Genomic DNA, 25348 nt, shown 5'->3' on the forward strand with positions numbered 1-25348 from the left:
GCGGCGGTGCACACAGAATCGTGAAAGGACTCACTTTGACCATCTTCAACAATGTCTCCGAACTCGTCGGCCGCACGCCGCTGGTCCGCATCAACAAGGCCAGTGATCGGTCGGGCGCCGAGATCGTGGCGAAGCTCGAATCCTCGAACCCCGGCAACTCTGTCAAGGACCGCATCGGCGTGGCGATGATCGACGCCGCCGAGAAGTCCGGTGAGCTCAAGCCCGGCGGAACCATCGTCGAGGCGACGTCGGGCAACACCGGCATCGCGCTGGCCATGGTCGGCACCTCCCGCGGCTACAAGGTCGTCCTCACGATGCCCGAATCGATGTCGAAGGAGCGCCGCGCTCTGCTGCGCGCCTTCGGAGCCGAGCTCGTCCTCACCGACAAGGCCGCCGGCATGAAGGGCGCCGTGGCGAAGGCCGAAGAGGTCGCCGCCGAAGGTGCCGTGCTCGTCCGTCAGTTCGAGAACAAGGCCAATGCAGAGATCCACAAGGCCACCACCGGCCCTGAGATCCTCGCCGACACCGATAACAAGGTCGACATCTTCGTCTCCGGCATCGGCACCGGCGGCACCATCTCCGGTGCCGGCGCCGCTCTGCGAGAGGCGCTGCCCGAGGTCAAGATCGTCGCCGTCGAACCCTCCGCCTCGCCGCTGCTGACCGAAGGCACCGCCGGACCGCACGCCATCCAGGGTCTCGGTGCGAACTTCGTGCCGGGCATCCTCAACACCGAGATCTACGACGAGGTCGTCGACATCGACAACGAGGCCGCCATCGAACGGGCACGCGAGGTCGCCAAGGAAGAGGGACTGCTCGTCGGAATCTCCTCGGGTGCCGCCCTCGTCGCCGCCGAGCAGGTCGCCTCGCGTCCCGAGAACGCCGGCAAGCGCATCGTCGTCATCCTCCCCGACTTCGGTGAGCGCTACCTGTCGACCCCGCTGTTCTCCGAATACCTCGACTGATTCGAACGGCTTCAGTCGCTCGGCCTCGTCGGATCTGTCCTGCATCCATCCGGCTGAGCGCCTGACTTCGAGGGCGTCAAACTTCGGTTTGGCGCCCTCGCCGTTTCGGAATTTTTGCCGGCGCAGCGGACTTGAGTCAGATGACCGGCAGCAAGGACAACGGGAACGCTCAGATCGGTGAGCGGAACGACCGAGAGGAAGAGGGCGGACACAATGAAGGCACTGTGGACGGCGGCCGCTGCGGCTGCGGGAGCGGCGATCTACGGGTTGACCCGACCCGGAGTGCGCGAGAGCCTGCGCGAGGACCTCGACACCGTGCGTCGGCGCGACCCGGCGGCCACGAGTGACTTCGTCTCACTCGTCTCCTATCCCGGGATGCATGCGATCTGGGCCCACCGCGGCCTGCACCGTCTCTGGCAGCACGACGCGGGGAAGGTGCCTGCGCGGCTGATGTCGCAGATGGTGCGCACCCTCACCGGCGTCGAGATCCACCCGGGAGCGACGATCGGGCGGCGGTTCTTCATCGACCACGCCAACGGCGTCGTCATCGGGGAGACCTCGGAGATCGGCGACGACGTCATGCTCTACCACCAGGTGACGCTCGGCGGCACGTCGATGGCGCAGACGAAGCGCCACCCGACGATCGGCAACCACGTGCTCGTCGGTGCCGGGGCGAAGATCCTCGGACCCGTCGTCGTCGGAGACAACTCCGCCGTCGGGGCCAACGCCGTCGTCGTCAAGGACGTGGCAGCCGATTCGAGCGCCGTGGGCATTCCCGCGACCGTGCGATCGAAGAAGGGCGGCGCCTCCGAGGCAGAGGCCGAGGCTGAATCTTCAGCGACACAGCCGGACTTCGTCCTCGAGGACCCTGCCCTCTGGATCTGAGCTCACGCCCGCGTCCGGGTTCGGTGTCAGACTTCTCTTCACCAGACGCGGTCACCCCATCGACCATGGAGAACTGACCGCACGCGGCCCTTGCCTTCGGGCAGGGGCCGCTCTGCGCCCAACGCCTGGGCGAACCATTGCCTGTGCGTCCGGTGTTTGGTCAATCCACCGCGCTGGGGCCCGGGATAACGCAGTGGATCGACCAAAGAATCCGAAGAATGACCCTCCACTCCATGCCGGGGAATACTTTCGCAACCGCTTCTGTTAAGCTTTCAACTAGTTACTTCAAAACTGAAGTATTGGTTTCTCGCGGGGCCCGCGAGGTCGACAGTGGAACCGCCGGATCGATGGCGGTACCCGCTAGGTCGTCAGCGATCGGGCCTCGTCGGCAGCGAACAGAAGGAGCAGTCATGGAATTCGGAATCTTCACCATCGGGGATGTCACCTCCGACCCGACCGACGGCACCACGGTCTCAGAGCACCAACGGATCAAGAACACCGTCGAGATCGCGAAGAAGGTCGAAGAGGTCGGCCTCGACGTCTTCGCGACCGGTCAGCACCACAACCCGCCGTTCGTCGCGCCCGCGAACCCGCCGGTGCTGCTCGCGAACATCGCGGCTCAGACGCAGCGTCTGCAACTGTCCACCGCGACCACGCTCATCACCACCACCGATCCCGTGCGCATCGCCGAGGATTACTCCTATGCCCAGCACCTCTCCGACGGTCGCATCAGCCTGATCATGGGCCGCGGCAACACCGGCCCGGTCTACCCGTGGTTCGGCAAAGACATCCGCGCCGGCGTGCCGCTGGCGGTCGAGAACTACAACCTGCTCTACCGGCTGTGGCGGGAGAAGAACCTCGACTGGGAGGGCAAGTTCCGCACTCCTCTCAACGGGTTCACGGTCACTCCGACCCCGCTCGACGAGGTTCCGCCCTTCGTCTGGCACGGGTCTATCCGCAGCCCCGAGATCGCCGAGCAAGCCGCCTACTACGGTGACGGATTCTTCCACAACAACATCTTCTGGCCGACCTCCCACACCGCGCGGATGGTCCAGCTCTACCGTCAGCGCTATGAGTACTACGGCCACGGTAAGGCCAGCCAGGCGATCGTCGGCCTCGGCGGTCAGGTGTTCATGCGCAAGAACTCGCAGGACGCCGTGCGTGAGTTCCGCCCGTACTTCGACAACGCCCCGGTCTACGGTCACGGACCCAGCCTCGAGGACTTCTCCACGCAGACCCCGCTGACCGTCGGCTCGCCCCAGCAGGTCATCGAACGGACTCTGAGCTTCCGCGACTGGGCCGGGGACTACCAGCGTCAGCTCTTCCTCATCGACCACGCTGGACTGCCGCAGAAGACCGTGCTCGAACAGCTCGACCTCCTCGGCGAAGAGGTCATCCCCGTCCTCCGCGAGGAGTTCGCGAAAGGCCGCCCCGCCGACGTCCCCGACGCACCGACCCACGAATCGCTCGTCATCCGCCACCGCGAGGGCCGCGATCCGATCCCCGGCGGCGGCGAAGGTTCGCGTGCCTTCGAGGACCGTCAGGCACGCGCCTCCGAAGCGGCGAAGGAAGGGGCCGAACAGTCATGAGCACCACAACCATGACCATCGTGGCCGTGACCACCTCGCTGAGCGAGGACTCGACCACACTCAAACTCACCGACCGGATCCTCGCATCGGCCACCTCGGCGGGGGAGTCCGTGGGTATCGAGGTCAACACGGAAGTCATCAACATCCGCGACCTCGCCACGGCGCTGTCGGACATGACCCTGACAGGGTTCCGCTCGGAAGCACTCGAGGCCGCGTTCGCCGCCGTCGTCGAGGCGGATGCCGTCGTCTCCGTCGCGCCCGTGTATAAGGTCGCCCCGGTCGGGCTGCACACCCTGTTCTGGCAGCTCATCGATGAGAAGGCGTTGGCGCGCACGCCGGTGCTCATCGCCTCGACCGGCGGCACGCCACGGCATTCCCTGGCTGGGGAGTCCGTGCTGCGGCCGATGCTGGCCTATCTCAAAGGCGTCGTCGTGCCGACCACGGTCTTCGCTGCCACCGATGACTGGGGTTCGAGTGAGGGCGGCCGGGCGCTGAGCGCCCGCATCCGCCAGGCCGCCGAGGAGGTCGTGTCCTTGACAGCGACCCTGATCGGGGCCGGCAAAGGTGACCTCGCCGAGGTGGCCGATCCCGAAACCTCCGATGCGCAGTTCGCCTCCGGCGAGGGAGCGGGGCGGGCTCGGGGAGCGGGCCAGGACGGGCGAGTCGGTCGCGGCGGTGGAATCGTCGATGAGTTCGATCCCGCGAACGTCACCCCATTCGCGCAGCTGCTCGAGGGCTGAGATGACCGAGATCAGATTCGGCCGAGACCGGGAGACGCTCGCGCTGAATGCCTGGCGGACCTACTTCGAGACTTCGCAGAAGGTCCGCCAGGCGCTCGAGGTCCAGCTCAAGGACGATGCGGGGCTCACGGTCAGCGACTACAACACGCTGCTCCTGCTCTGGGAGGCCCCGGACCGGACCCTGACGATGAGCGCGTTGGCCAAGAAGCTCGTCTTCTCACCGTCGCGGCTGAATTATCGGATCAAGGTCCTCGAGGATTCGGGTCTGGTGACGAAGACGCCGTGCCCCGAGGACGGTCGGGCCCACAACGTGGCACTGACCGAGGCCGGGGCGCGAGCGTTCCTCTCCGCCGGTGCACAGCACAAGGCATATGTCGACGAGATCTTCTTCGACCATGTCAGCGATGAGGAGCTCGAGGTCCTCGAATCCGTGTTCACGAGGATCGGCGGCGCACTGCCGGAGTGAGGCAGGCGTGCGATCGCGCGGCCCGACCTGGGGGTACGGTTCGACGTTCCGCCTGCGCCCGCATCTCATTGTGACGAGAGTCTCGGCGACACCGGGGACAGCGTGCCACAATGAGGGCATGTCCCTCACCACCATCGCCTTCCCGACCACCGAACTCCGCAATCAGGTGATCGCACGGATCCCGGCCCACCAGCGAGCGAACGTCGACCTCGTCGTGTTCTCCGACGCAGAACGATCGGCCAAGCTCAGCCGCGATGACGTCGACGTCGTGGTCCTGCCCTACCTCGATTCGGGGCCGACCATCGAAATGCTCGACGAGCTGCCGAATCTCTGTCTCGTCGTCACCCAGACCACCGGCTATGATCCCGTCGCCCACCTGCCCGAACGCGGCATCCAGGTCGCGACTGCCTCGGGAGTGCACACGGGAGGCACCGCCGAACTCGCGCTGGCGCTGACCCTGGCCAGTCTGCGCGGCATCGACGACGCGGTGCGATCGCAGGTGTCGCGGAACTGGGCGCATCAGCGTTACCGCTCCCTGCAGGACCGACGTGTGATGGTCATCGGCGTCGGTGAGATCGGCGCGGCCATCGCCGACCGCTTCGATCCGTTCGAGATCCAGCTCACCCGTGTGGCCTCGAGTGCCCGCGAGGACGAGCGCGGACAGGTCCACGGTGTCGACGAACTCCCGAGCCTGCTTCCCCACACCGAGGTGGTCGTGCTCATCACCCCGCTCAACGACGGCACGCACCACCTCGTCGATGCCGACTTCCTCAGCCGGCTGCCGGACAATGCTCTCATCGTCAACGTCGCCCGGGGCAAGGTCGTCGACACGGATGCGCTCGTGGCGGAGCTGTCGACCGGGCGACTCCACGCAGCGCTCGACGTCACCGACCCCGAACCGCTGCCGGAGAACCATCCGCTGTGGGGGACTCCGAACACGCTCATCACCCCGCATGTCGGCGGTGACACCTCGGCGTTCGAGCCCCGGGTCGTGAAGATCCTCGCCGAACAGGTCCGCCGCATCAACGACGGAGAGCGACCGGTCAACCTCATCAGCGTGTGAGTGCCCGGGAGCAATGAGCCGGACGGACGGCCGGTGAGCCAGACGGACAGTCGATGAACCGGGAAGAATAGGTCACGTCCATCTGACCTAAGCGAGCCCGGATCACCGCCTCTGACCTCGGTTCTCGCATGGTGCCCAGGAGGGGTTCCATCATGCGAGAGTCGGGCGTGCGAATGCTGAAATCGGGCGTAGCATGCCCGCATGAGCATCGATACAGACACCTCCACTCCCGACATCAAACCCCGCTCCCGCGACGTCACCGACGGACTTGAGGCCACTGCTGCCCGCGGCATGCTGCGCGCGGTCGGCATGGGCGACGATGACTGGGTGAAGCCCCAGATCGCGATCGCCACCTCGTGGAACGAGATCACCCCCTGCAACATGTCCCTTCAGCGCCTCGGTCAGGCCTCCAAAGAGGGTGTCCACGAGGCCGGCGGCTTCCCACTGGAATTCGGCACCATCTCCGTCTCCGACGGCATCTCGATGGGACATGAGGGCATGCACTACTCGCTGGTCTCCCGCGAGGTCATCACCGACTCAGTGGAGACCGTGATGAGCGCCGAACGCCTCGACGGTTCGGTCCTCATGGCCGGCTGCGACAAGTCGATTCCAGGAATGCTCATGGCCTCGGCTCGCCTGGGTCTGTCCAGCGTCTTCCTGTACAACGGTTCGATCATGCCCGGAACCGCGAAGATGGAGGACGGCTCGGAGAAGGAAGTCACCCTCATCGATGCCTTCGAGGCCGTCGGCGCCTGCCGTGCCGGCACCATGTCCCAGAAGGACGTCGACGCCATCGAGCGCGCCGTCTGCCCCGGTGAGGGCGCCTGCGGCGGCATGTACACGGCGAACACCATGGCCTCTGCCGCCGAGGCCATGGGTATGTCCCTGCCCGGTTCGGCCGCCCCGCCGGCCATCCACCGCAACCGCACGATGTTCGCTCGCAAGTCCGGCGAGGCCGTGGTCAACCTGCTGCGGCAGGGCATCACGACGAAGGACATCATCACCCGCGAATCGCTGCACAATGCGATCGCCGTGGTCATGGCCTTCGGCGGATCGACCAACGCGGTGCTCCACCTGCTCGCGATCGCCCACGAAGCCGGCGTGGAGCTGCAGCTTGATGACTTCAACCGCATCGGTGACAAGGTTCCGCACCTGGGCAACGTCAAGCCCTTCGGTCAGTACGTGATGAACGATGTCTTCAAGATCGGCGGCGTTCCCGTGATCATGAAGGCTCTGCTCGATAACGGACTGCTCAATGGAGACTGCCTGACGGTGACCGGCAAGACGGTGGCCGAGAACCTCGAATCGATCAACCCGCCGGACCCCGATGGAAAGATCCTCCGCGCGCTCAACAACCCGATCCACGCCACCGGCGGGCTCACCGTCCTCCAGGGCTCGCTCGCACCCGAGGGTGCCGTGGTGAAGTCGGCCGGCTTCGACGCCGAGGTCTTCGAGGGCACCGCCCGGGTCTTCAACCAGGAGCAGCCGGCCATGGACGCCGTGCTGAACGGCGAGCTGAAGAAGGGCGACGTCGTCGTCATCCGCTACGAGGGCCCCAAGGGCGGACCCGGCATGCGTGAGATGCTCGCGATCACCGGTGCCATCAAGGGAGCGGGCATCGGCAAGGACGTCCTGCTGCTCACCGACGGTCGCTTCTCCGGCGGCTCGACGGGACTGTGCATCGGTCACATCGCCCCCGAGGCCGTCGACGGCGGGCCGATCGCGCTCGTCGAGAACGGGGACAAGATCACCGTCGACATCGCCGCTCGGTCGATCGAGCTCCACGTCGATGAGGATGTCCTGGCCGAACGTCGCAAGTCGTGGACGATCCCCGAGAACCACCGCCTCAAGGGCGTGCTGGGCAAGTACGCGAAGCTTGTGCAGTCGGCCTCGAAGGGTGCGGTCTGCTTCTGATCAATCCCCGTTCCACGCTCGTGTGAGGTTCCGAAAGCGGGGCTGAGCGAGCAGAGCAGAACCATCGCCGAGGCGGTGCAGACGAATGGTCTGCACCGCCTCGGCGATGGTGTGCCCGCGTGGTCGTGAGTTCGTGGTCAGGTGATCTTTCGACCTGACTTCCACAACGGTAGTTACCCTCGCGGCGTGAGCGCGTCGCGGATATAGGCGGCATCGTCACTGACAGGATCAGCAGCAGCGACGGTATGCCCGGCGATCGTGACTGTCGTCTCGATGATGGGCCTCAGCGTGGTGATGATCCTTTTCTTCGACCAGCCAGTCACAGCGTAGAGGTAACGCTCTACAGCCAACGCGGTAAACACGATCGTCAGATGCGCTTCGATCGCGTCCCTGGTGCGGTGGAAGATCGGGCGGGCCCTCAGGTCGGTCTTCGACATGCGAAACGACTGCTCGACATGCCAGAGCTCATGGTAATTCCCGATCACCTCGGCCGCGGCCATTGTGGCAGCGGGCAGATTCGTGAGATATCCCTTCCAACCAGCCAAGCTCATGGCCCGATCGTAGGCGTCCTCGTCAAAGGACTTCTTCGCGTCCTTGACGCGCACGAACCGAGTCTTCCGCGCCGGTTTGTCCCCATCGATGATCGCTACGGCCTTGTTGCGCTGCTGGGTCAGCGTCTGCCGGTCCCTGACGGCTCGTTTACGTCGAAACTGCCACACCGCCCGCCACGCGTCCGGATGCGACTCATCCGCCCATATGGGTTCGGCCCTCGTATTGACCCGCTCAGGATCCAGGCATTTTGCCCCGCGCGGAGTGATCGTATCGACGATTCGCCCGTCGTCGGTGGCCGTGCCTTCCCAATGGAAGTACGTGGCCAGGTCGCCTGGTGCTCGGGTCAGACGCGAACCGACGATGAACCGCAGACCAGCATCGTCGAGATCTTTTAGGTTCTTCGCCGAAAGCATTCCGGCGTCGGCGGCGATGACCATATCGGCGATCCCATGTCGGTCTTGGAACTGCTTCACGATCGGAATGATCGTGTGCGTCTCGGCTTTGTTGCCTTCGTAGCAGCCGATCTCTAACGGGAAGCCGTGGCGGTCGACGAGGAGCCCGACGACGATCTGCGGGTCGACTCGGCGCTCTTTGGAGTACCCGACTTTGCGGAGGTCGTCTTCCTTCTCTGCCTCGAAATATAATGTCGTGACGTCGTAGAGACACAGTGTCACACCGCCGGTTGACTCCGCGTACCTATAGCACTTCTCAGCGATTTGGTCGCGGTACTTCCTTCCGCGGGCACGGCCGACTGCGTTGAGTAGCGTGTTGCAGTGCGGCGGGTTCGCGCCGATCTCGTTGAGGACGCGGACGCTGTCGCGTTTCGACGTTGGCTCGACGAGACGCGCCAACACGAGTTGGAAGAACACGTCGTCATCAACGATGTCGAAACCGAGCCGCCGATAGGCCGTGTCGATGGTATCGATGAGCAGGCCAGAGCGCTTGGCGCCCAAAACCGCGGTGTGACCAACCGCTGCGGAGTCGACAGCATCGAAGTCCAGAACGCCTTGGCCGGGGTTGAGGAACTCGCGTGCTTCTTCCATCTTCACGGCCAGTTCTGCATCAGTTCGGGCCGAACCGATGTGCTTGACGATTTTGTACTGTCCGCCCGACTTGTCCACGATCTGCACAAGCGTGACTCCAGGCCTTCCAGGCACACGACGGACGAACGGGCTCATATCCTCATTCTAGGCGTCCTTGTAGTTACCCACGAGAGGTCAGTGCAGCCTACTGACCAGCGCAAACAGTTCGCGAAACAAGGAAATCACCCGAAATTGTGGAAGTCAGGTGTGAGGTTCCGAAAGCGGGGCTGAGCGAGCAGAGCAGAACCATCGCCGAGGCGGTGCAGACGAATGGTCTGCACCGCCTCGGCGATGGTGTGCCCGCGTGGTCGTGAGTTCGTGGTCAGGTGATCTTTCGACGGGCGCGGATCCTTCTGAGAGACCGTCGGACGGCACTGCAGTTACCGGAAAGTTACATCGGCGTGTCGCCCGAGATCATGCGGATTTCTCCTTGCCGACAACGTGAATACTGCAAGGGAAGTTTGTGTGACGGGTCACAGCGGGATATAGTGCAACTTACGTTCAGTCATTTATGAAGAACCATTGAGGGTTCGTGCATAAAGATTGATCTGGGCACCGCATATTCCAAAGGAACCTTGATTGCTGATGATTCACACCGCCTAACCGATCCGCAAAGAGATCTATACTCAGTTCCCAGGTCCCATGCACCATTCCGCTGCCCACGGTGAGGTTCGGTCGAGCTCCGTGTCGTAGTCGACACGATGGGCAAATACGTTCTTCGGCGGTTCGTCAACTACTTCGTCCTGGCGTTCATCGCCACGGTCACCGCCTACATCGTCTCCAGCTCGTTCATGGATCCGGCCTCCCGTTATCGCGGGCAGAATCCGCCCTTGTCCGAGGCCTCGATCCAGTCCATCCTCAATGGTCACGGCACGAATCCCGATGTCCCCATCCTCGAGAGGGCGTGGGACTGGCTGACCAAGATCTTCCTCCACGGCGACTTCGGCACGACGATTCACAATTCGCCGGTGCTCCAGGAGATCATCGTCCGTGCCGGGGTCAGCCTCAAGCTGCTGCTCATCGGCTCGATCCTCGGTGCACTCCTCGGCGTAGTCCTCGGTGTCTGGGGTGCGGTCAAACAATACAAGGCCTCCGACCAGACCGTGACCTATGCGTCGTATCTCACCATCGCCACCCCGACATTCGTCATCGGCGTGATCCTCATGATCCTGGCCACCGGTTTCAACAATATGGTCGGCACCACCCTCATCAGATTCTCCGGTGATTATTCGGCGAATATCGATCCTGGCTTCGTCCCGTGGTTCACTGACCAGTTATCGCACATGTTGCTTCCCACTCTGGCGCTCGTACTCATGGGGGCAGCGACATACTCCCGCTATCAGCGCTCGGTCATGCTTGACGTGCTCGCTTCGGACTTCATCCGCACCGCCAGATCCAAGGGCCGAACGCGCAAGACCGCGCTGATCAAACACGGTGTGCGCGTTGCGCTGATCCCGATGTCGACGTACTTCGCCTATGCGTTTGGCACTCTCGTCGCGGGCTCATCGATGCTCGAGGTGGTCTTCTCCTGGAACGGCATGGGCCAGTTCACCATCAACTCGATCCTGCAATCCGACATCAATGGAGCAACAGGCTCCGTCCTCTTCGTCGCAGTGCTCACACTCCTGGCTTCGACCCTGTCCGAAGTCCTCTATGCCGCACTCGACCCGAGAGTGAGGATCTGACATGGCCACAGACATCCCGATCTCCACCGAACCCGACACCGAGGAGGTGTCGAAGCGGTCGAAGCCGACATCCCGAACGATCCTCATCTGGCGTCGCCTGCGATCAACACCCCGCTTCTGGGTCGGAGGCATTCTGCTCGCCTTCTTCGTGCTCTTCGCGCTGTTCGGCAATACCATCAACATCTACTCTCCGACCGACCAGGACGTCTTCGCCCTCAACGAGGGCCCGAGCGCTCAGCACTGGTTCGGGACGAACACCATCGGCCAGGACATCTACGCCCAGACCGTGGTCGGTCTGCAGACCCGCTCCTGCCCGACGATGAGCCCTGGTCGCCACAGCACCACGAAGGCGAGCCAGCCGATGAGCCCTGGTCGCCACAGCACCACGAAGGCGAGCCAGCCGATGAGGAGCAGAGCAGGACCGAACCTGCCGACGGTGTCCCAGGCGCCGCGAACGAGAGCATCGCCGAGGAGGTAGGCGAGGAAAGCCCAGACGATGATGGTGATGACGGGGCCGCTGCGTTGTCTCAGGACGATGGGTGCACTCACCTACTCAGCCTATCGGCTCTACGATGGAGGCCACACGGATCCAGGAGGAACAGCATGCGCATCGTCGTACTCGATGACTATCAGCAGGTGGCCGCCGACTTCGCGGACTGGAGCGTCCTCGGTGCCGAGGTCGAGTTCGTGTCCCGTCCCATTGTCGACGACGAAGACCTGGTCGCGACGCTCACCGGCGCCGAGGCGGTCGTGGCGATGCGTGAGAGAACGGCGTTCACCGCCGGTCGGCTCTCCCGGTTGCCGGACCTGCGACTGCTCGTGACCACGGGGCGGGTCAACGCCTCGATCGATCTGGATGCGGCCCGAGCACAGGGGATCATCGTCTGCGGGACCGAGTCGACCACCTCGGCGACTCCCGAGCTGACCTGGGGTCTCATCCTCTCTGTCCTGCGCAGCATTCCCACCGAGGATGCCTCCGTGCGCAATGGTGGATGGCAGACCACGGTCGGGGGAGACCTCGACGGACACCGCCTCGGCGTGGTCGGTCTGGGGCGCCTCGGTGCAAAGGTGGCGCGCGTGGGTGCGGCCTTCGGAATGGACGTCGTGGCCTGGAGTCAGAACCTCGACGCGGATCGGGCCGAAGGCCTCGGCGTGCGAGCGGTGAGCAAGGAGGAGCTGTTCTCCACCGCCGACGTGGTCACCATCCACTACAAACTCAGCGAGCGCAGCCAGGGCCTGGTCTCGGCAAACGAGCTCGAGCTCATGAAGTCCGGCAGCATCCTCGTCAACACCTCCCGAGCGGGCCTCGTCGACACCGAAGCGCTCATCGAAGCCCTCGAGGCGGGACGGATCCGGGGCGCCGGACTCGACGTCCACGACCTCGAACCGCTGCCGTCCGACCACCGTCTGCGCAGCACCCCGCGGACCGTGCTGACTCCGCATCTGGGCTATGTCACCGAGGACACGTATCGGATCTTCTTCACCCAGGCGGTCGAAGACATCGCTGCGTGGACGGCGGGGGAGCCGATCCGCGTACTCACCTGAACGGCGAGGCCACGCACCAGAACCGTCAGCCCCGTCAGGCGCCGCTGCTGCACCCACCAGGCAACGACGAAGCCGCCGGAGAGTCGGAACTCTCCGGCGGCTTCGTGACTGTCGATCACCAGAACTGAACTCGCCTCGGCGGGCTCAGCTTATGCGCTCAGCCCATGTCACCAGTGCTCAGTTCACTTCGGCGGGATCGGCCGAGACGCGGCCGCCGTTCTCCAGCGCATCGATGGAGGCCACCTCGGCGTCGGTGAGTTCGAAGTCGAAGACATCGAAGTTCTGGGCCATGCGGTCACGGTTGTTCGACTTCGGGAAGACGATGTGACCCTTCTGCAGGTGCCAGCGGATGATGGCCTGCGCCCAGGACTTCTCGTGCGCGGAGGAGATCTCGCCGATGACGGTGGACGCGTAGTCGACCTTGCCCTGTCCGAGCGGGCCCCAGGCCTCGATCTTGATGTCGTGCTCGGCCAGCAGCGGACGGGTGTCGACCTGCTGGAACTGCGGGTGGACCTCGATCTGGTCGACGGCCGGGACGATGCCGGTGTCGAGGATTTCGGGCAGGAAACGGTAGTCGAAGTTCGACACACCGATCGACGTGGTCAGGCCCTGATCGCGGTAGCCGGGGAAGGCCTCCCAGGTCTCCACGGAGTTCTTGTTCTCCGGGGTCGGCCAGTGGATGAGGTAGAGGTCGACGTGGTCGAGGCCGAGCTTCTCGAGGCTCTCGCCCAGGGCCCGCCTCGACTCCTCGGCGCCGTGGCGGTCGTTCCAGAGCTTCGTGGTCACGAACAGTTCGTCACGGGCGATGCCGGACTTCGCGATCGCGCGGCCCACACCTTCCTCGTTGCCGTAGACGGCGGCGGTGTCGATGTGGCGGTAGCCGACCTCGAGGGCATCGGTGACGATGCGTTCGGTCTCATCGGGATCGACCTTGAACACGCCGAAGCCCAGCTGAGGGATGGTCTTGCCGTCGTTGAGGGTGAGTGTGGGAACGGTCATGGTGCCGCCTTTCATCACTGTGGTTGGAATGGTCCGCGGGGCGTCCGGTGGAACGTCGTCGCGGTCACGGGCACCCGCGGTCGGTGCCCCTGCGACTCTACAACGACGAACCCGGCCGCGAGCATTCCCGAGACCGATTCCGCCGTGAGCGATCATCGGAGACAGTCAAGGGAAAATCCATCGCCGAGGCGGCCCGCCGTTGAGCGGGTGATCCTGTGTGCCGAGGCTGGAACAGGTTAGACCCACCAAGACCGTGAGACGTTCGATAGGTTCGAAGCATGATGAGCAGACAGACCCGGTTCGGCGCGCGGGCCAGGGTCGGAGCGGTGATGATCGCTGCGGTTGCGCTGACCCTCGGCATCTCCGGCTGCACGGGCCCTGACCTCAGCGGCAGGGCTGACGACATCGGCGGAGTGCTGTCCGCGTCGCCGGGTGTCGAGGATGTCGAGACCTCGTATCAGAACGGGTTCGATTCCGGCAGATCGATCACCTACAGGGTGACGATGGACGCCGCGGCGAGTACTGCTGAGGCCACCGAGGTCGCCGCCGCACTCGACCGTGAGACGGGCGATGAATTCGACCGCTACACCCAGGACCTCAGTCTCCTCATGGCGGGCCGCATCATCGAGGTCAGCGATACCACGAACGGCGACATCATGGCCGCGAAGGTGCCGCGGCTTGCTGAGATGTCGACGGCCTTGTCCGTCGACGAGGTGAGTTGGAGCGAACAGGCGGATGATGTGGATTTCGATGACTCCTTGGAGATCAGCGACGCAGGCACGGACCCGTTCAGGACTCTCGACGCGGTGAGGGTGCAGTTCGGATCCGAAGAATTCCAACTGAGGACGAGGGAGACCTCCGGGGTCGACTGGTATGTGGCGTTCCCCTTCTCGGAGCAGGGGCAGGGGCGCCTGGAATCGGTGTTCGATCCTCTGCGCACGTCGATGAACCGACTTAACATCGATGGCGACCAGGTGTCGTCGTTTGTCGCGGTGGTCCCGGCCGGCCCCGATGAGGTCACTCGTCTCAGGGGAATCATCGACCGCATAGAGTCGACGACGACCAACCCTTGGAATTTCTCCTGGGCGGAAGGGGCGGACCCGACCGGCCCGTTCGACTCTTCGACCGGCGGAATCGTCAACGTCGGCGGATGTGAGTACGACGAGGACTCCGAGAGGCGGCTGACCCGGTCGGCTCAAACCATCCAGGATCAGCTCCGCGACACCTACGACACGTGCCTCTGAAGGGGCAGTCGGCCCGGGTCGGCCCGGTCAGCCCGCCGTTCAGCTCGTGAACAGGGCGTGGACGTCGCCGGTGAGCTTCCGACCGCCTAGCTCGGTGAGCTCGAGAACCACAGCCGAGCCGACCACCTCGGCGCCGAGGTCGCCCACCAGCGACTGTGCGGCGGTCAGCGTTCCGCCGGTGGCGAGGATGTCATCGACGAGGAGGACGCGCTCGCCCTCCTCCAGGACATCGGGTCCTTCGATCGTCGCGGTGCCGTACTCGAGGGAGTAGGAGACTGCGGCCGCGGGCTTCGGCAGCTTGCCCGCCTTGCGGATGGGAAGGATGCCCACTCCGGTCATCGCCGCGATGGTGCCGGCGAAGAGGAAGCCGCGGGCCTCGAGCCCGCCGACGATGTCGAACTGTCCGTCGAAGGGTTCGATGAGTGCCTCGGTGACGGCTCGCATCGCCGGGCCGTCGGCCAGCAGCGGGGAGATGTCGCGGAAGATCACTCCCGGTTCGGGGTAGTCGGGAATCGAGGTGATGAGGCTCTGCGCGCGGGCAAGATCGGATTGAGTCACGGAACAACGATACGCGACCGTCTTCCCGCGCTCATCGGCGAGGAGTATGGTCGAAGAATCACATACCGGACTCGACGAGGAGGCCGAGATGAACCGCACAGTGAAGGCGGTCGCTGTCGATCGGGCATTCGAATGTGTCCGACGGGAGCATTTCCTGCCGCAGGATCAGCGGGCGTGGGCGATTGCGGATGTGCCGCTCGACATCGGCTGGGGCCAGACGAATTCCCAACCGAGCACGGTCGCTGACATGCTCGACCTCCTCGCGCCGGAGTGCGGCGACTCGGTCCTCGACGTCGGTGCAGGGCCGGGGTGGACCGCGGCGCTGCTCGCCGTCATCGTAGGGCCCGAAGGGCGGATCATCGGAGTTGAGCGTCATGCGGAGCTGATCGCGCGGGCGCGGGGAGCCGTCGAGGATTCCTTCGCCGAGGCGGGTCTCGGGCCGGGCACGGAAGCTCAGTCTCCTGCGCCGGTCGAGTTCGTTCAGGCGCGTCCGGGTGTCCTCGGGGCGCCGGAGCGCGGGCCTTTCGACCGGATCCTCGTCTCCGCGGGTGCCGATCATCTGCCGGATGTTCTCATCGACCAGCTGGCCGTCGGGGGAGTGATGGTCATTCCTGTCGGCGAGGAGATGCTGCGCGTCGAACGGCGGGGAGAGGACATCGGAAGCGCCGAGGTGACCCGCCACGGCCGTTACCGCTTCGTCCCGCTCGTCGTCGAGTAGTGGGCGTCAGTCGTCTTCGTCCTGTTCGCGGAGCTTTCTCTTGAGCTTCCGGCGGCGGCCGATCCAGCCGCAGCAACTACCGACGATGAGGCCGCCGAAGATCCAGATGAGCGTGTCGGAGGTGTCGATCCTCGACTGATTTCGTTCCAGCTCGGTGAAACGGCAACAGCTCGGTGCAGGGGCCAAGCTGCTGCAGTTTGACCAAGCTGCTGAGGCCCGGCGAGTTTTGCCCTGACAGAGCCCGCCATCTTCTTAACGCATTATATTGTCGTTTGATGGCATTGGATGCATACTAATATAATGTATCAGGTTTTCGTGACGACTGAGCTTCGGCGCCTTGGGCTCTCAGACCGCGAGATTCGCGCAGCTGTTGGTTGCTGTCTGGAACGCATCGCCCGCGGCCGGTTCGCGGTGAAAGGCACATGTGCGGATCCTGGTCATGCGAAGATCTGGACCCCATTGGCCGACGGAGATGTCGATGAACTCGCCTGGCTGGGGGACAAGCGGGATGCCATCGAGCGCGTGAAGATATTGATCCGGACGCGGGCCGATCTCGTCAACCGGCGGGCGGAAGAGAATTCGGAAGCAAAGGGCGAAGTCTTCTCGCATCTCTCCGCCGCTCTGTTGTGGCAGCTGGAGGTGGTCGAGATTCCGCACTCGCGAGCAGAGGTCATCCGTTCCCACACCAGCGGCCGGTTCACTCACCTGATTGTTCGTCGAAGAGAGCTCTGCGATGAACATGTCGAGCTGCTCGGGGACACGACTGTCACCTCGAAGGCCCGCACTCTCATCGACACTGCTCGTGACTACGCTCTCGACGTCAGTCTTCCCATGCTCGATGATGCTCTGCGAAGGCAACTGGTGACGAAAGATCAGTTGAGGAAGGCTGTCGACACCTGTCATGAGAATCGATGTTGCCGGAGAGTCGAGACGGCACTCGGGTTAGCCGACGGTCATCGAGAATCACCGGGGGAATCCATAGTTGCGGTCCGCCTGTATGAAGTCGGCTTGAATGGCTTCGAACCCCAAGTTGAGATCTTCGATGAAAACGGCTTCTTCGTGGCGAGGACTGACTTCACTCACCGTGACTCGAAGACGATCATCGAGTTCGACGGCCGAGCCAAGTACACGCTCGATGGTCGTGACCATCGGCGAGAGTTCGACCGTGAACGAGAACGCGAGCGGCGCCTGCGGGCATTGGGCTATCACGTCATCCGAGTGTTCTGGAAGGATCTGTGGCGGCGGCAGACGTTCACTGACATCGAGCGGATCGTAAGGAGCCGAACGCAGCGGCGCGCAACAGGTAGCTGAGTGCGGTTCGTACTTCCAGCTCGGTGAAACTGCAGCAGCTCGGCGCAGGGACCAAGCTGCTGCAGTTTGACCAAGCTGGCACCGACGGGGCGCCAGTAGGAACTGCCCGCATCGGCCACACGAGAGCTACACGAGCGAATCGCGCCATGCCTGATGCAGCTGCGCGAACTTGCCGGTGCCGGAGATGAGCTCGTCCGGTGTTCCATCCTCGATGATCCGCCCGGAATCCATGACCAGGACCCGGTCGGCGATCTCGACGGTCGAGAGCCGGTGGGCGATGATGATCGCCGTCCGCCCCTCGAGCACCGTCGCGAGCGCATCCTGGACGAGACGTTCGGACGGGATGTCGAGGTGGGCGGTCGCCTCGTCGAGCACGACGATGTCCGGGTCGGCGAGGAACACTCGTGCGAACGACACGAGCTGTCGCTGCCCCGAGCTCAGCCGCCCGCCGCGCTTCTTCACATCAGTCTCATACCCGTCGGGCAGCCGGCGGATGTATCCGTCGAGGCCGACGGCGCGAGCTGCGGCGACGACCGCCTCGTCGCTGGCACTCGGATTGCCGATGCGGATGTTGTCGGCGATCGTGCCTGCGAAGAGGAACGACTCCTGGGTGACCATGACCACCGACGAGCGCAGCTCCGCATCCTCAAGATCACGCAGATCCACCCCGTCGATGGCGACGTGCCCCCCGCTCGGATCGTAGAAGCGGGTGACGAGCTTGACCAGCGTCGACTTTCCGGCGCCGGTGGCGCCGACAAGGGCGACGATCTCTCCGGCAGGAACATGCAGATCGAAGCGGGGGAGCACATCGGGTCCGTCAGCGTAGGCGAACCGGACGCCGGCCAGATCGAGTGAGCGCCCCGATCCTGTGTCGCCGGCCGACGAATCCGCTGGCGCCTCCGCTGGCGCCCCCGCCGACGCCCCTGCCGGCGCGCCCGGCTCCGGAGCACCTCCGGCACCAGCCGACCCCGACCGTACGGGCAGATGAGCAGGCTGGCCCGGTTCGGCCACTGCGGGTTCCGCGTCGAGGACCGCGGCGATCTTCTCCAACGCCGCCGAGGCGGACTGATAGAGGTTGAACGACTGGACGAGTTCGTCGAGCGGACCGTAGAACCGCCGCAGATAGAGGATGAACGCGGCGAGCACGCCGACCTGCGTCCAGTCCTCGATGACCAGCCACGCGCCGACGACGATGATGACCGTCTGCGTGATGTTGCCGACCAGCCGCGTGGAGCCCGCGAACCAGGCGACTCCGCGCAGCGCATCGGTGTTTGCATCCCGATACTGGATGTCCTCATCGCTCAGCGTCGAGCGCCGGTCGGGCTGCCGGCGGTACGCCTGGACGGCGCGGATCCCGCCCATCGTCTCGACGAAGTGGACGATGACCTTCGCGATCGAGGTGCGCGTGCGCCGGTAGGCACTGCGCTGCGAGGAGTGTGCGGACTTCGTGATGAAGAACAGCGGAACGAATCCGGCGAAGACGACGAGCGCCAAGGGCACGTCGAGCCAGACCAGCGTGATCGCGATGAAGAGCATCTGGAGCACGGCCAGCGCCGTGTCGAAGAGCGAATACGACAGGAACTGCTGCACCGACTCCATGTCCGAGGTCTGCCGCGACACCAGCCGGCCCGAGGTCGACTTCTCGTGATAGCCGAGATCGAGCCGCTGGACGTGCGCAAACACCCGCGAACGCAGCGAGAAGAGGATCTTCTGTGCCGTGATCCCCACGAGCCTCGTCGAGGTGAACGCGAGCACCGCCGAGGCCACCGCGGCGGCGATGAACAGCCCCACCGCAGTGAAGAGCGGCCCGGTGTCACCGTCGACCGCCCGCGGAATCCCCTCATCGAGGGCCCGGGCGATGAACACCGGGCCGATGACGAGGGCACCGGCCGTGAGCACGACGATGACGAGCAGGAAGATCGCCATCGCCCGATGCGGTCGCACCAGCGACCACAGCAGCGCCCGTGCCTTCTTCGCGATGTCCGGCGGCAGCTGCTCGACCTCGTCGTCCCGATCGAGTCGCGGCATGCTCATGAGCGTCCCCCTTCCAGCCCTGTTGCGTTCGTTTCCCGCGCCGAGGTGGCCGACCCCTGACCTGCCGCGCTGGCTACCTGCGCCGAGGCGGCCGATCCCGGGTCTGCCGCGCTGGCTCCCATGAGCTCCCGATAGAGCGGGGAGGACTCGAGGAGCTCCTCGTGCGTGCCCTGAGCGACGATGCGGCCCTCATCGAGGACCGCGACGACGTCGGCCAAGGCGGCGGTCGACGGGCGGTGGGCGATGATGAGCGTCGTCGAATCCGGCAGGATCTCCCTCAGCGCTCGCTGCACCCGATCCTCGGTGTCGACGTCGACGGCCGAGAGCGGATCGTCGAGGACGAGGATCCGCGGCTTGCCGATGACGGCACGGGCGAGTGCGAGTCGCTGCCTCTGCCCGCCGGACAGCGACAGCCCCTGATCGCCGACCTGGGTGTCGAGGCCTTCGGGCAGCCGTGCGACGAAGTCCGCGGCGGCACTGATCTGCAGGGCCTGCCAGATCTCGTCTTCGCTCGACCCGGGCGAGCCCATGACGACGTTGTCCGCGACCGATGCCGAGAACAGGATGGGATCCTCGAAGGAGACCGAGACGAGGTGGCGCAGCTCGTTGACCGGCAGATCGCGGATGTCGATGCCGTCGATGCGCACGGCGCCGTCCGTGACGTCCTGGAGTCGGGGGACCAGTGAGGCGAGCGTCGTCTTGCCCGAACCCGTGGCCCCGACCAGGGCGAGCGTCTGCCCGGGGTCGATCCGCAGATCGAGGCCGGTCAGCGTCAGCCGATCGGTGTCGGCGAAGTGGAAGGAGACATCGTCGAAGCTCAGCTCACCGCGGTACTTCCCGACATCGGGGTCATCGTCGATGCCGCCGCCGGAGTCCGTGATGTCGTGGCGGATGTCGATGACTTCCCAGTAGCGCCCGGCCGCCGTGAGTGCCATGAGCGCATCGGCGAGCAGGAACCCGAGCATCTCGATGGGCATCCGCATGACCATCGAGACGGTCACGCCGGCCACGACCGTGCCGATCGTCGTCCACCCGGCGACGACGCCCCACGTGCCGACGCCGACGATTGCCACCTGGGCGAGGGTGGGCAGGAGGATGAGCACGCTCCAGAACCACGAGTCGAGCTTCGCCTTGCGGATCTCGAGGTCCTTGAACTTAGTCGACAGCAGCCCGAAGCGCTCAGCGGCCCAGGGGGAGCGGCCGAAGGACTTGAGGATCCGGATGCCCTGGATGGATTCCTCTACATTGGTGGCGATCTCGCCGACCGCGTCCTGCGAAGCGCGGGAGGCCAGTCGGTATCGACGTTCGAAGATCGCCACCGCGACGATCGTCGGCACCGCCATGACGATCATGATGAGCCCGAATGCCGGCTGCAGGGCGACGAGGATGATCGTGCCGATGACGATGACGATCGGAGTCGAGAGCAGGAACGGCAGGCCGAAGGCGAAGAACCGTCGCAGCTGGGAGAGGTCATTCGTGGCGCGCGAGAGCAGCTGGCCGGACTCCCATGAATCGTGGACGGCCACCGAGGTGTACTGGAGTCGGTCGAACAGGCGCGCTCGCCAGCGGATCTCCCATTCGGAGACGACAGGAGCGACGATCATCCTCCGCGCCCACATCGCGACCGCCTCGCCGATGCCGATGAGGAGAACGGCGAGCACGGGCAGCCAGAGCGCCTGCAGGTCGCGGTGGGCGATCGGGCCGTCGATGATGTGACCGGTGATGATGGGGACGATGAGCTGAATGCCGTTGGCCAGCAGAGTGAGGACGAGTACGAGGACGTACACGCCGATGCGGGAGCGGAGATCGGGCCAGAACCGAAGGAGGGGACGCACGATAAACAAGCCTAGTCCTGGGGTGTGACACAATCCACGGATCCGGCAATCGGGCTTCCCGTTTCTCTCACCGCTGAATCCCGCGCATGGTGCGGATGTGTGCCGGACCACCTCGCGGATGTGGGCCGGGCCACCTCGGTGCTGGTCTCACCTGACAAGTCTCAATGATCCCATAATTCGAGACAATGGATTGCGAGGTTTGACACTCCCGACCGCCGCGGTGAACTATTGAGCCATGAACAACCTTCTTGTCGTCGTTATTCACCAGCGCGCGGATCTTCCGTAGCCTGTCAGACGACACGTTCCGCGCGCCCCTACCGAAACCGGAGGGGCGTTTTTCATGTGAAGACGAGAAGGACACCTAGGAAGGATAGGAATCGATGGCAGCCAAGCCCTCGACCGCGAAGGACACGGGGAATCAACCCGCGGCCACGCCGGTCACCGCCACACCGTCCAGTATTCGTCGCGCAGCCGGCCCCGACGTCCTCACGGGAGCCCAGGCGATCGTCCGCAGCCTCGAGAAGCTCGAGGTCGACACGGTGTTCGGGCTTCCCGGCGGGACCATCCTTCCCACCTACGACCCGCTGTTCGAGACCGACAAGATCCGGCACATCCTCGTCCGCCACGAACAGGGAGCCGGTCACGCCGCCGAAGGCTATGCGGCCTCTTCCGGCAAGCTCGGTGTGTGCATCGCGACCTCCGGACCCGGCGCGACGAACCTCATCACGGCACTCGCCGACGCACACATGGACTCGGTGCCGATGCTCGCGATCACCGGTCAGCAGGCCTCGGGCCTGCTCGGCACCGACGCCTTCCAAGAGGCCGACATCGTGGGCATGACGATGCCGGTGACCAAGCACAGCTTCCTCGTCACGAAGGCCGAGGACATCCCCGCCGCCCTTATCAACGCCCACCACATCGCGACCACGGGCCGTCCCGGTCCCGTGCTCGTCGACATCACGAAGGACGCGCAGACGGGCACCGCGCCGTTCGTGTGGCCCGAGGAGCCGGTGCTGCCCGGCTACCGCCCCGTCCTCAAACCGCATGCCAAGCAGATCCGTGAGGCCGCACGGCTGATCTCCGAGGCTGCCCGGCCGGTGTTCTACATCGGCGGCGGCGTCATCCGCTCCGAGGCCGAGAAGGAGCTGCTGCGTCTGGCCGAGGCGACGAACATCCCCGTGGCCACGACCCTGATGGCCCGCGGCGCGTTCCCCGATTCGCATCGACTGCATCTGGGCATGCCCGGAATGCACGGCAGCGTGCCCGCCGTGACCGCGTTCCAGAAGTCCGATCTGCTCATCGCGATCGGTGCCCGCTTCGATGACCGCGTCACCGGCAAGCTCGATTCTTTCGCCCCCGACGCGCAGGTGATCCACGCCGACATCGACCCGGCCGAGATCGGGAAGAACCGTGAGGTCGACGTCGCCATCGTCGGCGATGCACGTGAGGTGCTCGCCGAGATGCTGAACGAGCTGCGCGGTAAGTTCCCCAAGGCCCTCGAACGTCAGCGCGAGCCGTGGTGGCGCTTCCTCAATCGACTCAAGCAGACCTACCCGCTCGGCTATGACCGGCACGGCGAGCTCTGCGATCCGCAGTACGTGATCTCGCGGATCTCCGCGCTCACCGGCCCCGAGGCGGTCTACGCCGCCGGCGTCGGCCAGCATCAGATGTGGGCGGCACAGTTCGTCGAGTTCGAGCGTCCGAAGTCCTGGCTGAACTCCGGCGGACTCGGCACCATGGGCTACTCCGTCCCGGCGGCGATGGGCGCGAAGGTCGCCCAGCCCGACCGCGTCGTGTGGGCCATTGACGGCGACGGCTGCTTCCAGATGACGAACCAGGAGCTCGCGACCTGTGCGCTCAACAACATTCCGATCAAGGTCGCGATCATCAACAACTCGTCCCTGGGTATGGTCCGCCAGTGGCAGACCTTGTTCTACGACGGCCGGTACTCCAACACCGACCTCAACACCGGACACGAGACGATCCGCATCCCGGACTTCGTCAAGCTCGCCGAAGCCTACGGCTGTGAGGCGCTGCGCGTCGATCGCAACGACGATGTCGATGCGGCGATCGAGAAGGCGCTGTCGATCAACGACCGTCCGGTCGTCCTCGACTTCACGGTCCCGCCGGATGCGATGGTGTGGCCGATGGTCGCGGCAGGCGTGTCGAACGACGAGATCGAATACGCCCGCGGCATCCGCCCCGAATTCGACGGGGAGGGCGAAGAGGAGGCCGAGGCGGCGATCGCCGAGGCTGACGCGGATGAAGACGGCACGGTGCGTTCCGTGGCTCAGATCGAAGGAGGCCTGGAATGAACAACCGGCACACACTCTCAGTCCTGGTCGAAAACAAGCCCGGTGTGCTCACCCGCTTCACCGGGCTCATCGCCCGCCGCGGTTTCAACATCCACAGCCTCGCCGTGGGCGTGACCGAATACGACGAACTCTCCCGCATCACCGTCGTCGTCGACGTCAACGACGTGCCGCTGGAGCAGGTGACGAAGCAGCTGAACAAGCTCGTCAACGTCATCAAGATCGTCGAGCTCGAGCCCGAGACCTCGGTGCGACGGGCGCACATCATCTACAAGGTCAAGGCGAATGCGGCGACCAGACCGCAGGTCGCCTCGGCGGTGGAGATGTTCCGCGCGAAGATCGTCGACGTCGGCCCGGACTCGGTGAGCATCGAAGCCACCGGAGAGCTCGGCAAGGTCGATGCTCTCCGCGAGGTCCTCGAGCCCTTCGGGATCAAGGAGATCGTGCAGTCGGGCACCGTGGCCATCGGCCGCGGGGCGAAATCGATCACCGACCGCGCCCTGCGCGGCTGACCGACCGCGCACTGCGGGGATGGACGTCTGCACCCTGCGCGGCTGACCATCCCCGCGCGGCGGTGCCCATCGTTCCGGTGCCCCGCGCGGCACCGGAACGGCGGGCCGCCTCGGCGAAGGATTTCGCGTTCCAACCCATGGAACGCGTGAGATCTCAATAAGTGAACAGCAGTACCGAACTGTGAAACAATGGGGGCATCACCCCGAACTCATAAGGAGCAAGAACTATGGCAGCAGAACGCTATTACGACGACGATGCCGACCTGTCCGTCATCCAGGGCACGAAGGTCGCCGTCATCGGCTACGGCAGCCAGGGCCACGCCCACTCGCTGAGCCTGCGCGACTCGGGCGCCGAGGTCCGCATCGGGCTCAAGGAAGGTTCGTCCAGCCGCGACAAGGCCGCTGCCGAGGGCCTCGAGGTCGGCACCCCCGCCGAGGTGTCCGAATGGGCCGACCTCGTCGTCATCCTCGCCCCGGACCAGGTTCAGGCCGAGATCTACAACGCGGAGATCGCTCCGAACCTCAAGCCCGGCAACGCTCTGCTGTTCGCCCACGGCTTCAACATCCGCTTCGACTACATCCAGCCTCCCGAGGGCGTCGACGTCATCATGGTCGCACCCAAGGGACCCGGACACGTCGTCCGCCGTGAGTTCGTCGACGGACGCGGCGTGCCCGTCCTCGTGGCCGTCGAGGCCGACGCCACGGGCAAGGCCTGGGACCTCGTGCTCTCCTACGCCAAGGGAATCGGCGGCCTGCGCGCCGGCGGCATCAAGACGACCTTCACCGAGGAGACCGAATCGGACCTCTTCGGCGAGCAGACCGTCCTCTGCGGCGGCACCTCCCACCTCGTGCAGTACGGTTTCGAGGTCCTCACCGAGGCCGGCTACCAGCCGGAGATCGCCTACTTCGAGGTCCTCCACGAGCTCAAGCTCATCGTCGACCTCATGGTCGAGGGCGGCATCGCCAAGCAGCGCTGGTCGATCTCGGACACCGCTGAGTACGGCGACTACGTCTCCGGACCCCGCGTCATCACCCCTGACGTGAAGAAGAACATGGAAGCCGTCCTCGCCGACATCCAGAACGGCAAGTTCGCCGAACGCTTCATGAACGATCAGAAGAACGGCGCGGCCGAGTTCAAGGAGCTGCGCTCGAAGGAAGAGACCCACCCGATCGAGTCGACTGGCCGCGAGCTGCGCAAGATGTTCGCCTGGCTCAAGGACAGCGACGACGACTACACCGAGGGCACTGCCGCTCGCTGAGTCTCACTCTCACCTTCGCCGAGGTTGTGCGTCTGATCCGTCCGACGTCGGCCTCGCACAGGGCAGCCGTGGAGGCTGTGCGA

21 protein-coding genes are annotated in these 25348 nt (G+C 64.9%); 16 read left to right on the plus strand and 5 right to left on the minus strand.

The features are described from left to right. Positions 1-35 precede the first annotated feature (35 nt). From cysK to ilvD, 7 genes are all read left to right on the plus strand, one after another. Complete coding sequence (cysK, locus tag HK401_RS18160) at positions 36-962, plus strand: cysteine synthase A (protein ID WP_181276049.1); 927 nt, start codon at positions 36-38, stop codon at positions 960-962. Between the two features lie 213 nt (positions 963-1175). After that, positions 1176-1847, plus strand: coding sequence for a serine O-acetyltransferase EpsC (gene epsC / locus HK401_RS18165; RefSeq protein WP_181276050.1), 672 nt, complete (start codon positions 1176-1178; stop codon positions 1845-1847). Positions 1848-2257: 410 nt separating this feature from the next. Further along, the gene (locus HK401_RS18170) at positions 2258-3436 is read left to right on the plus strand and encodes an LLM class flavin-dependent oxidoreductase (protein ID WP_181276051.1); all 1179 of its coding nucleotides are present in this window, start codon (positions 2258-2260) and stop codon (positions 3434-3436) included. Beyond that, on the plus strand, positions 3433-4176 hold the full coding sequence (locus tag HK401_RS18175) for a CE1759 family FMN reductase (RefSeq protein WP_258234316.1): 744 nt from the start codon (positions 3433-3435) through the stop codon (positions 4174-4176). Before HK401_RS18170 ends, HK401_RS18175 begins: the two co-directional genes overlap by 4 nt. Before the next feature lies 1 nt (position 4177). Beyond that, the gene (locus tag HK401_RS18180) at positions 4178-4642 is read left to right on the plus strand and encodes a MarR family winged helix-turn-helix transcriptional regulator (protein ID WP_181276052.1); all 465 of its coding nucleotides are present in this window, start codon (positions 4178-4180) and stop codon (positions 4640-4642) included. Positions 4643-4760: 118 nt separating this feature from the next. Next, positions 4761-5705: a 2-hydroxyacid dehydrogenase gene (locus tag HK401_RS18185; RefSeq protein ID WP_181276053.1), complete on the plus strand. Its 945-nt coding sequence runs from the start codon at positions 4761-4763 to the stop codon at positions 5703-5705. Between the two features lie 201 nt (positions 5706-5906). Continuing rightward, positions 5907-7619 (plus strand): dihydroxy-acid dehydratase, encoded by a 1713-nt coding sequence (gene ilvD / locus HK401_RS18190; RefSeq protein ID WP_181276054.1) that lies wholly within the window; start codon positions 5907-5909, stop codon positions 7617-7619. 173 nt (positions 7620-7792) lie between these two features. On the opposite strand, the gene HK401_RS18195 is transcribed toward ilvD, so the two are convergent. Further along, a complete protein-coding gene (locus HK401_RS18195; RefSeq protein WP_181276055.1) occupies positions 7793-9349 on the minus strand; it encodes an IS1634 family transposase in 1557 nt (518 codons plus the stop codon). Between the two features lie 605 nt (positions 9350-9954). Between HK401_RS18195 and HK401_RS18200 the strand changes: the two genes are divergently transcribed. The 3 genes from HK401_RS18200 (at position 9955) to HK401_RS18210 (ending at position 12483) form a co-directional block, all read left to right on the plus strand. Then, positions 9955-10938 (plus strand): ABC transporter permease, encoded by a 984-nt coding sequence (locus HK401_RS18200; protein ID WP_181276056.1) that lies wholly within the window; start codon positions 9955-9957, stop codon positions 10936-10938. A gap of 1 nt (position 10939) precedes the next feature. Further along, a complete protein-coding gene (locus HK401_RS20885) occupies positions 10940-11416 on the plus strand; it encodes a hypothetical protein (protein WP_258234317.1) in 477 nt (158 codons plus the stop codon). Positions 11417-11541: 125 nt separating this feature from the next. Continuing rightward, positions 11542-12483 (plus strand): D-2-hydroxyacid dehydrogenase family protein, encoded by a 942-nt coding sequence (locus tag HK401_RS18210; protein ID WP_181276057.1) that lies wholly within the window; start codon positions 11542-11544, stop codon positions 12481-12483. 177 nt (positions 12484-12660) lie between these two features. Here HK401_RS18210 and HK401_RS18215 read toward each other — a convergent pair whose 3' ends face one another. Next, entirely contained in the window at positions 12661-13482 is an 822-nt protein-coding gene (locus HK401_RS18215; protein WP_181276058.1) for an aldo/keto reductase, read from the minus strand. A gap of 278 nt (positions 13483-13760) precedes the next feature. Here HK401_RS18215 and HK401_RS18220 point away from each other — a divergent pair, with 278 nt between their 5' ends. Beyond that, positions 13761-14726 carry a hypothetical protein gene (locus tag HK401_RS18220; RefSeq protein WP_181276059.1) on the plus strand — a complete coding sequence of 322 codons (966 nt, stop codon included), beginning with the start codon at positions 13761-13763 and terminating at the stop codon, positions 14724-14726. 39 nt (positions 14727-14765) lie between these two features. Here the strand turns inward: HK401_RS18220 and HK401_RS18225 are convergent, their stop codons facing one another. Further along, a complete protein-coding gene (locus tag HK401_RS18225; RefSeq protein ID WP_181276060.1) occupies positions 14766-15284 on the minus strand; it encodes an adenine phosphoribosyltransferase in 519 nt (172 codons plus the stop codon). Positions 15285-15330: 46 nt separating this feature from the next. Here HK401_RS18225 and HK401_RS18230 point away from each other — a divergent pair, with 46 nt between their 5' ends. Both HK401_RS18230 and HK401_RS18235 read left to right on the plus strand, forming a co-directional pair. After that, complete coding sequence (locus HK401_RS18230; protein ID WP_258234318.1) at positions 15331-16002, plus strand: protein-L-isoaspartate O-methyltransferase family protein; 672 nt, start codon at positions 15331-15333, stop codon at positions 16000-16002. Between the two features lie 300 nt (positions 16003-16302). After that, positions 16303-17313: a putative endonuclease domain-containing protein gene (locus HK401_RS18235; RefSeq protein WP_181276061.1), complete on the plus strand. Its 1011-nt coding sequence runs from the start codon at positions 16303-16305 to the stop codon at positions 17311-17313. Between the two features lie 126 nt (positions 17314-17439). Here the strand turns inward: HK401_RS18235 and HK401_RS18240 are convergent, their stop codons facing one another. Further along, positions 17440-19347 (minus strand): ABC transporter ATP-binding protein, encoded by a 1908-nt coding sequence (locus HK401_RS18240; RefSeq protein ID WP_181276062.1) that lies wholly within the window; start codon positions 19345-19347, stop codon positions 17440-17442. Further along, entirely contained in the window at positions 19344-21182 is a 1839-nt protein-coding gene (locus HK401_RS18245) for an ABC transporter ATP-binding protein (RefSeq protein WP_181276063.1), read from the minus strand. The genes HK401_RS18240 and HK401_RS18245 overlap by 4 nt, the downstream gene beginning before the upstream one ends. Before the next feature lie 380 nt (positions 21183-21562). Between HK401_RS18245 and HK401_RS18250 the strand changes: the two genes are divergently transcribed. The 3 genes from HK401_RS18250 (at position 21563) to ilvC (ending at position 25265) form a co-directional block, all read left to right on the plus strand. Next, positions 21563-23497 carry an acetolactate synthase large subunit gene (locus tag HK401_RS18250; protein WP_181276064.1) on the plus strand — a complete coding sequence of 645 codons (1935 nt, stop codon included), beginning with the start codon at positions 21563-21565 and terminating at the stop codon, positions 23495-23497. Then, complete coding sequence (gene ilvN / locus HK401_RS18255) at positions 23494-24006, plus strand: acetolactate synthase small subunit (protein WP_166972864.1); 513 nt, start codon at positions 23494-23496, stop codon at positions 24004-24006. The genes HK401_RS18250 and ilvN overlap by 4 nt, the downstream gene beginning before the upstream one ends. A 227-nt stretch (positions 24007-24233) precedes the next feature. Next, positions 24234-25265: a ketol-acid reductoisomerase gene (ilvC, locus tag HK401_RS18260; protein WP_181276065.1), complete on the plus strand. Its 1032-nt coding sequence runs from the start codon at positions 24234-24236 to the stop codon at positions 25263-25265. Positions 25266-25348: the final 83 nt, after the last annotated feature.

Source organism: Brevibacterium oceani (assembly GCF_013623835.1).
Taxonomy (GTDB): Bacteria; Actinomycetota; Actinomycetes; order Actinomycetales; family Brevibacteriaceae; genus Brevibacterium; species Brevibacterium oceani.

Excerpts from the sequence above, each read along its gene's own strand:
- HK401_RS18185 (WP_181276053.1), top strand. The coding sequence starts at position 4,761 with ATGTCCCTCACCACCATCGCCTTCCCGACCACCGAACTCCGCAATCAG.
- HK401_RS18180 (WP_181276052.1), top strand. The coding sequence starts at position 4,178 with ATGACCGAGATCAGATTCGGCCGAGACCGGGAGACGCTCGCGCTGAAT.
- HK401_RS18240 (WP_181276062.1), bottom strand. The coding sequence starts at position 19,347 with ATGAGCATGCCGCGACTCGATCGGGACGACGAGGTCGAGCAGCTGCCG.
- HK401_RS18250 (WP_181276064.1), top strand. The coding sequence starts at position 21,563 with ATGGCAGCCAAGCCCTCGACCGCGAAGGACACGGGGAATCAACCCGCG.
- epsC (WP_181276050.1), top strand. The coding sequence starts at position 1,176 with ATGAAGGCACTGTGGACGGCGGCCGCTGCGGCTGCGGGAGCGGCGATC.
- ilvD (WP_181276054.1), top strand. The coding sequence starts at position 5,907 with ATGAGCATCGATACAGACACCTCCACTCCCGACATCAAACCCCGCTCC.
- HK401_RS18230 (WP_258234318.1), top strand. The coding sequence starts at position 15,331 with ATGGTCGAAGAATCACATACCGGACTCGACGAGGAGGCCGAGATGAAC.
- HK401_RS18235 (WP_181276061.1), top strand. The coding sequence starts at position 16,303 with ATGTATCAGGTTTTCGTGACGACTGAGCTTCGGCGCCTTGGGCTCTCA.
- HK401_RS18215 (WP_181276058.1), bottom strand. The coding sequence starts at position 13,482 with ATGACCGTTCCCACACTCACCCTCAACGACGGCAAGACCATCCCTCAG.
- ilvN (WP_166972864.1), top strand. The coding sequence starts at position 23,494 with ATGAACAACCGGCACACACTCTCAGTCCTGGTCGAAAACAAGCCCGGT.
- HK401_RS18220 (WP_181276059.1), top strand. The coding sequence starts at position 13,761 with ATGATGAGCAGACAGACCCGGTTCGGCGCGCGGGCCAGGGTCGGAGCG.
- HK401_RS18200 (WP_181276056.1), top strand. The coding sequence starts at position 9,955 with ATGGGCAAATACGTTCTTCGGCGGTTCGTCAACTACTTCGTCCTGGCG.
- HK401_RS18170 (WP_181276051.1), top strand. The coding sequence starts at position 2,258 with ATGGAATTCGGAATCTTCACCATCGGGGATGTCACCTCCGACCCGACC.
- ilvC (WP_181276065.1), top strand. The coding sequence starts at position 24,234 with ATGGCAGCAGAACGCTATTACGACGACGATGCCGACCTGTCCGTCATC.
- HK401_RS18175 (WP_258234316.1), top strand. The coding sequence starts at position 3,433 with ATGAGCACCACAACCATGACCATCGTGGCCGTGACCACCTCGCTGAGC.
- HK401_RS20885 (WP_258234317.1), top strand. The coding sequence starts at position 10,940 with ATGGCCACAGACATCCCGATCTCCACCGAACCCGACACCGAGGAGGTG.
- HK401_RS18195 (WP_181276055.1), bottom strand. The coding sequence starts at position 9,349 with ATGAGCCCGTTCGTCCGTCGTGTGCCTGGAAGGCCTGGAGTCACGCTT.
- HK401_RS18210 (WP_181276057.1), top strand. The coding sequence starts at position 11,542 with ATGCGCATCGTCGTACTCGATGACTATCAGCAGGTGGCCGCCGACTTC.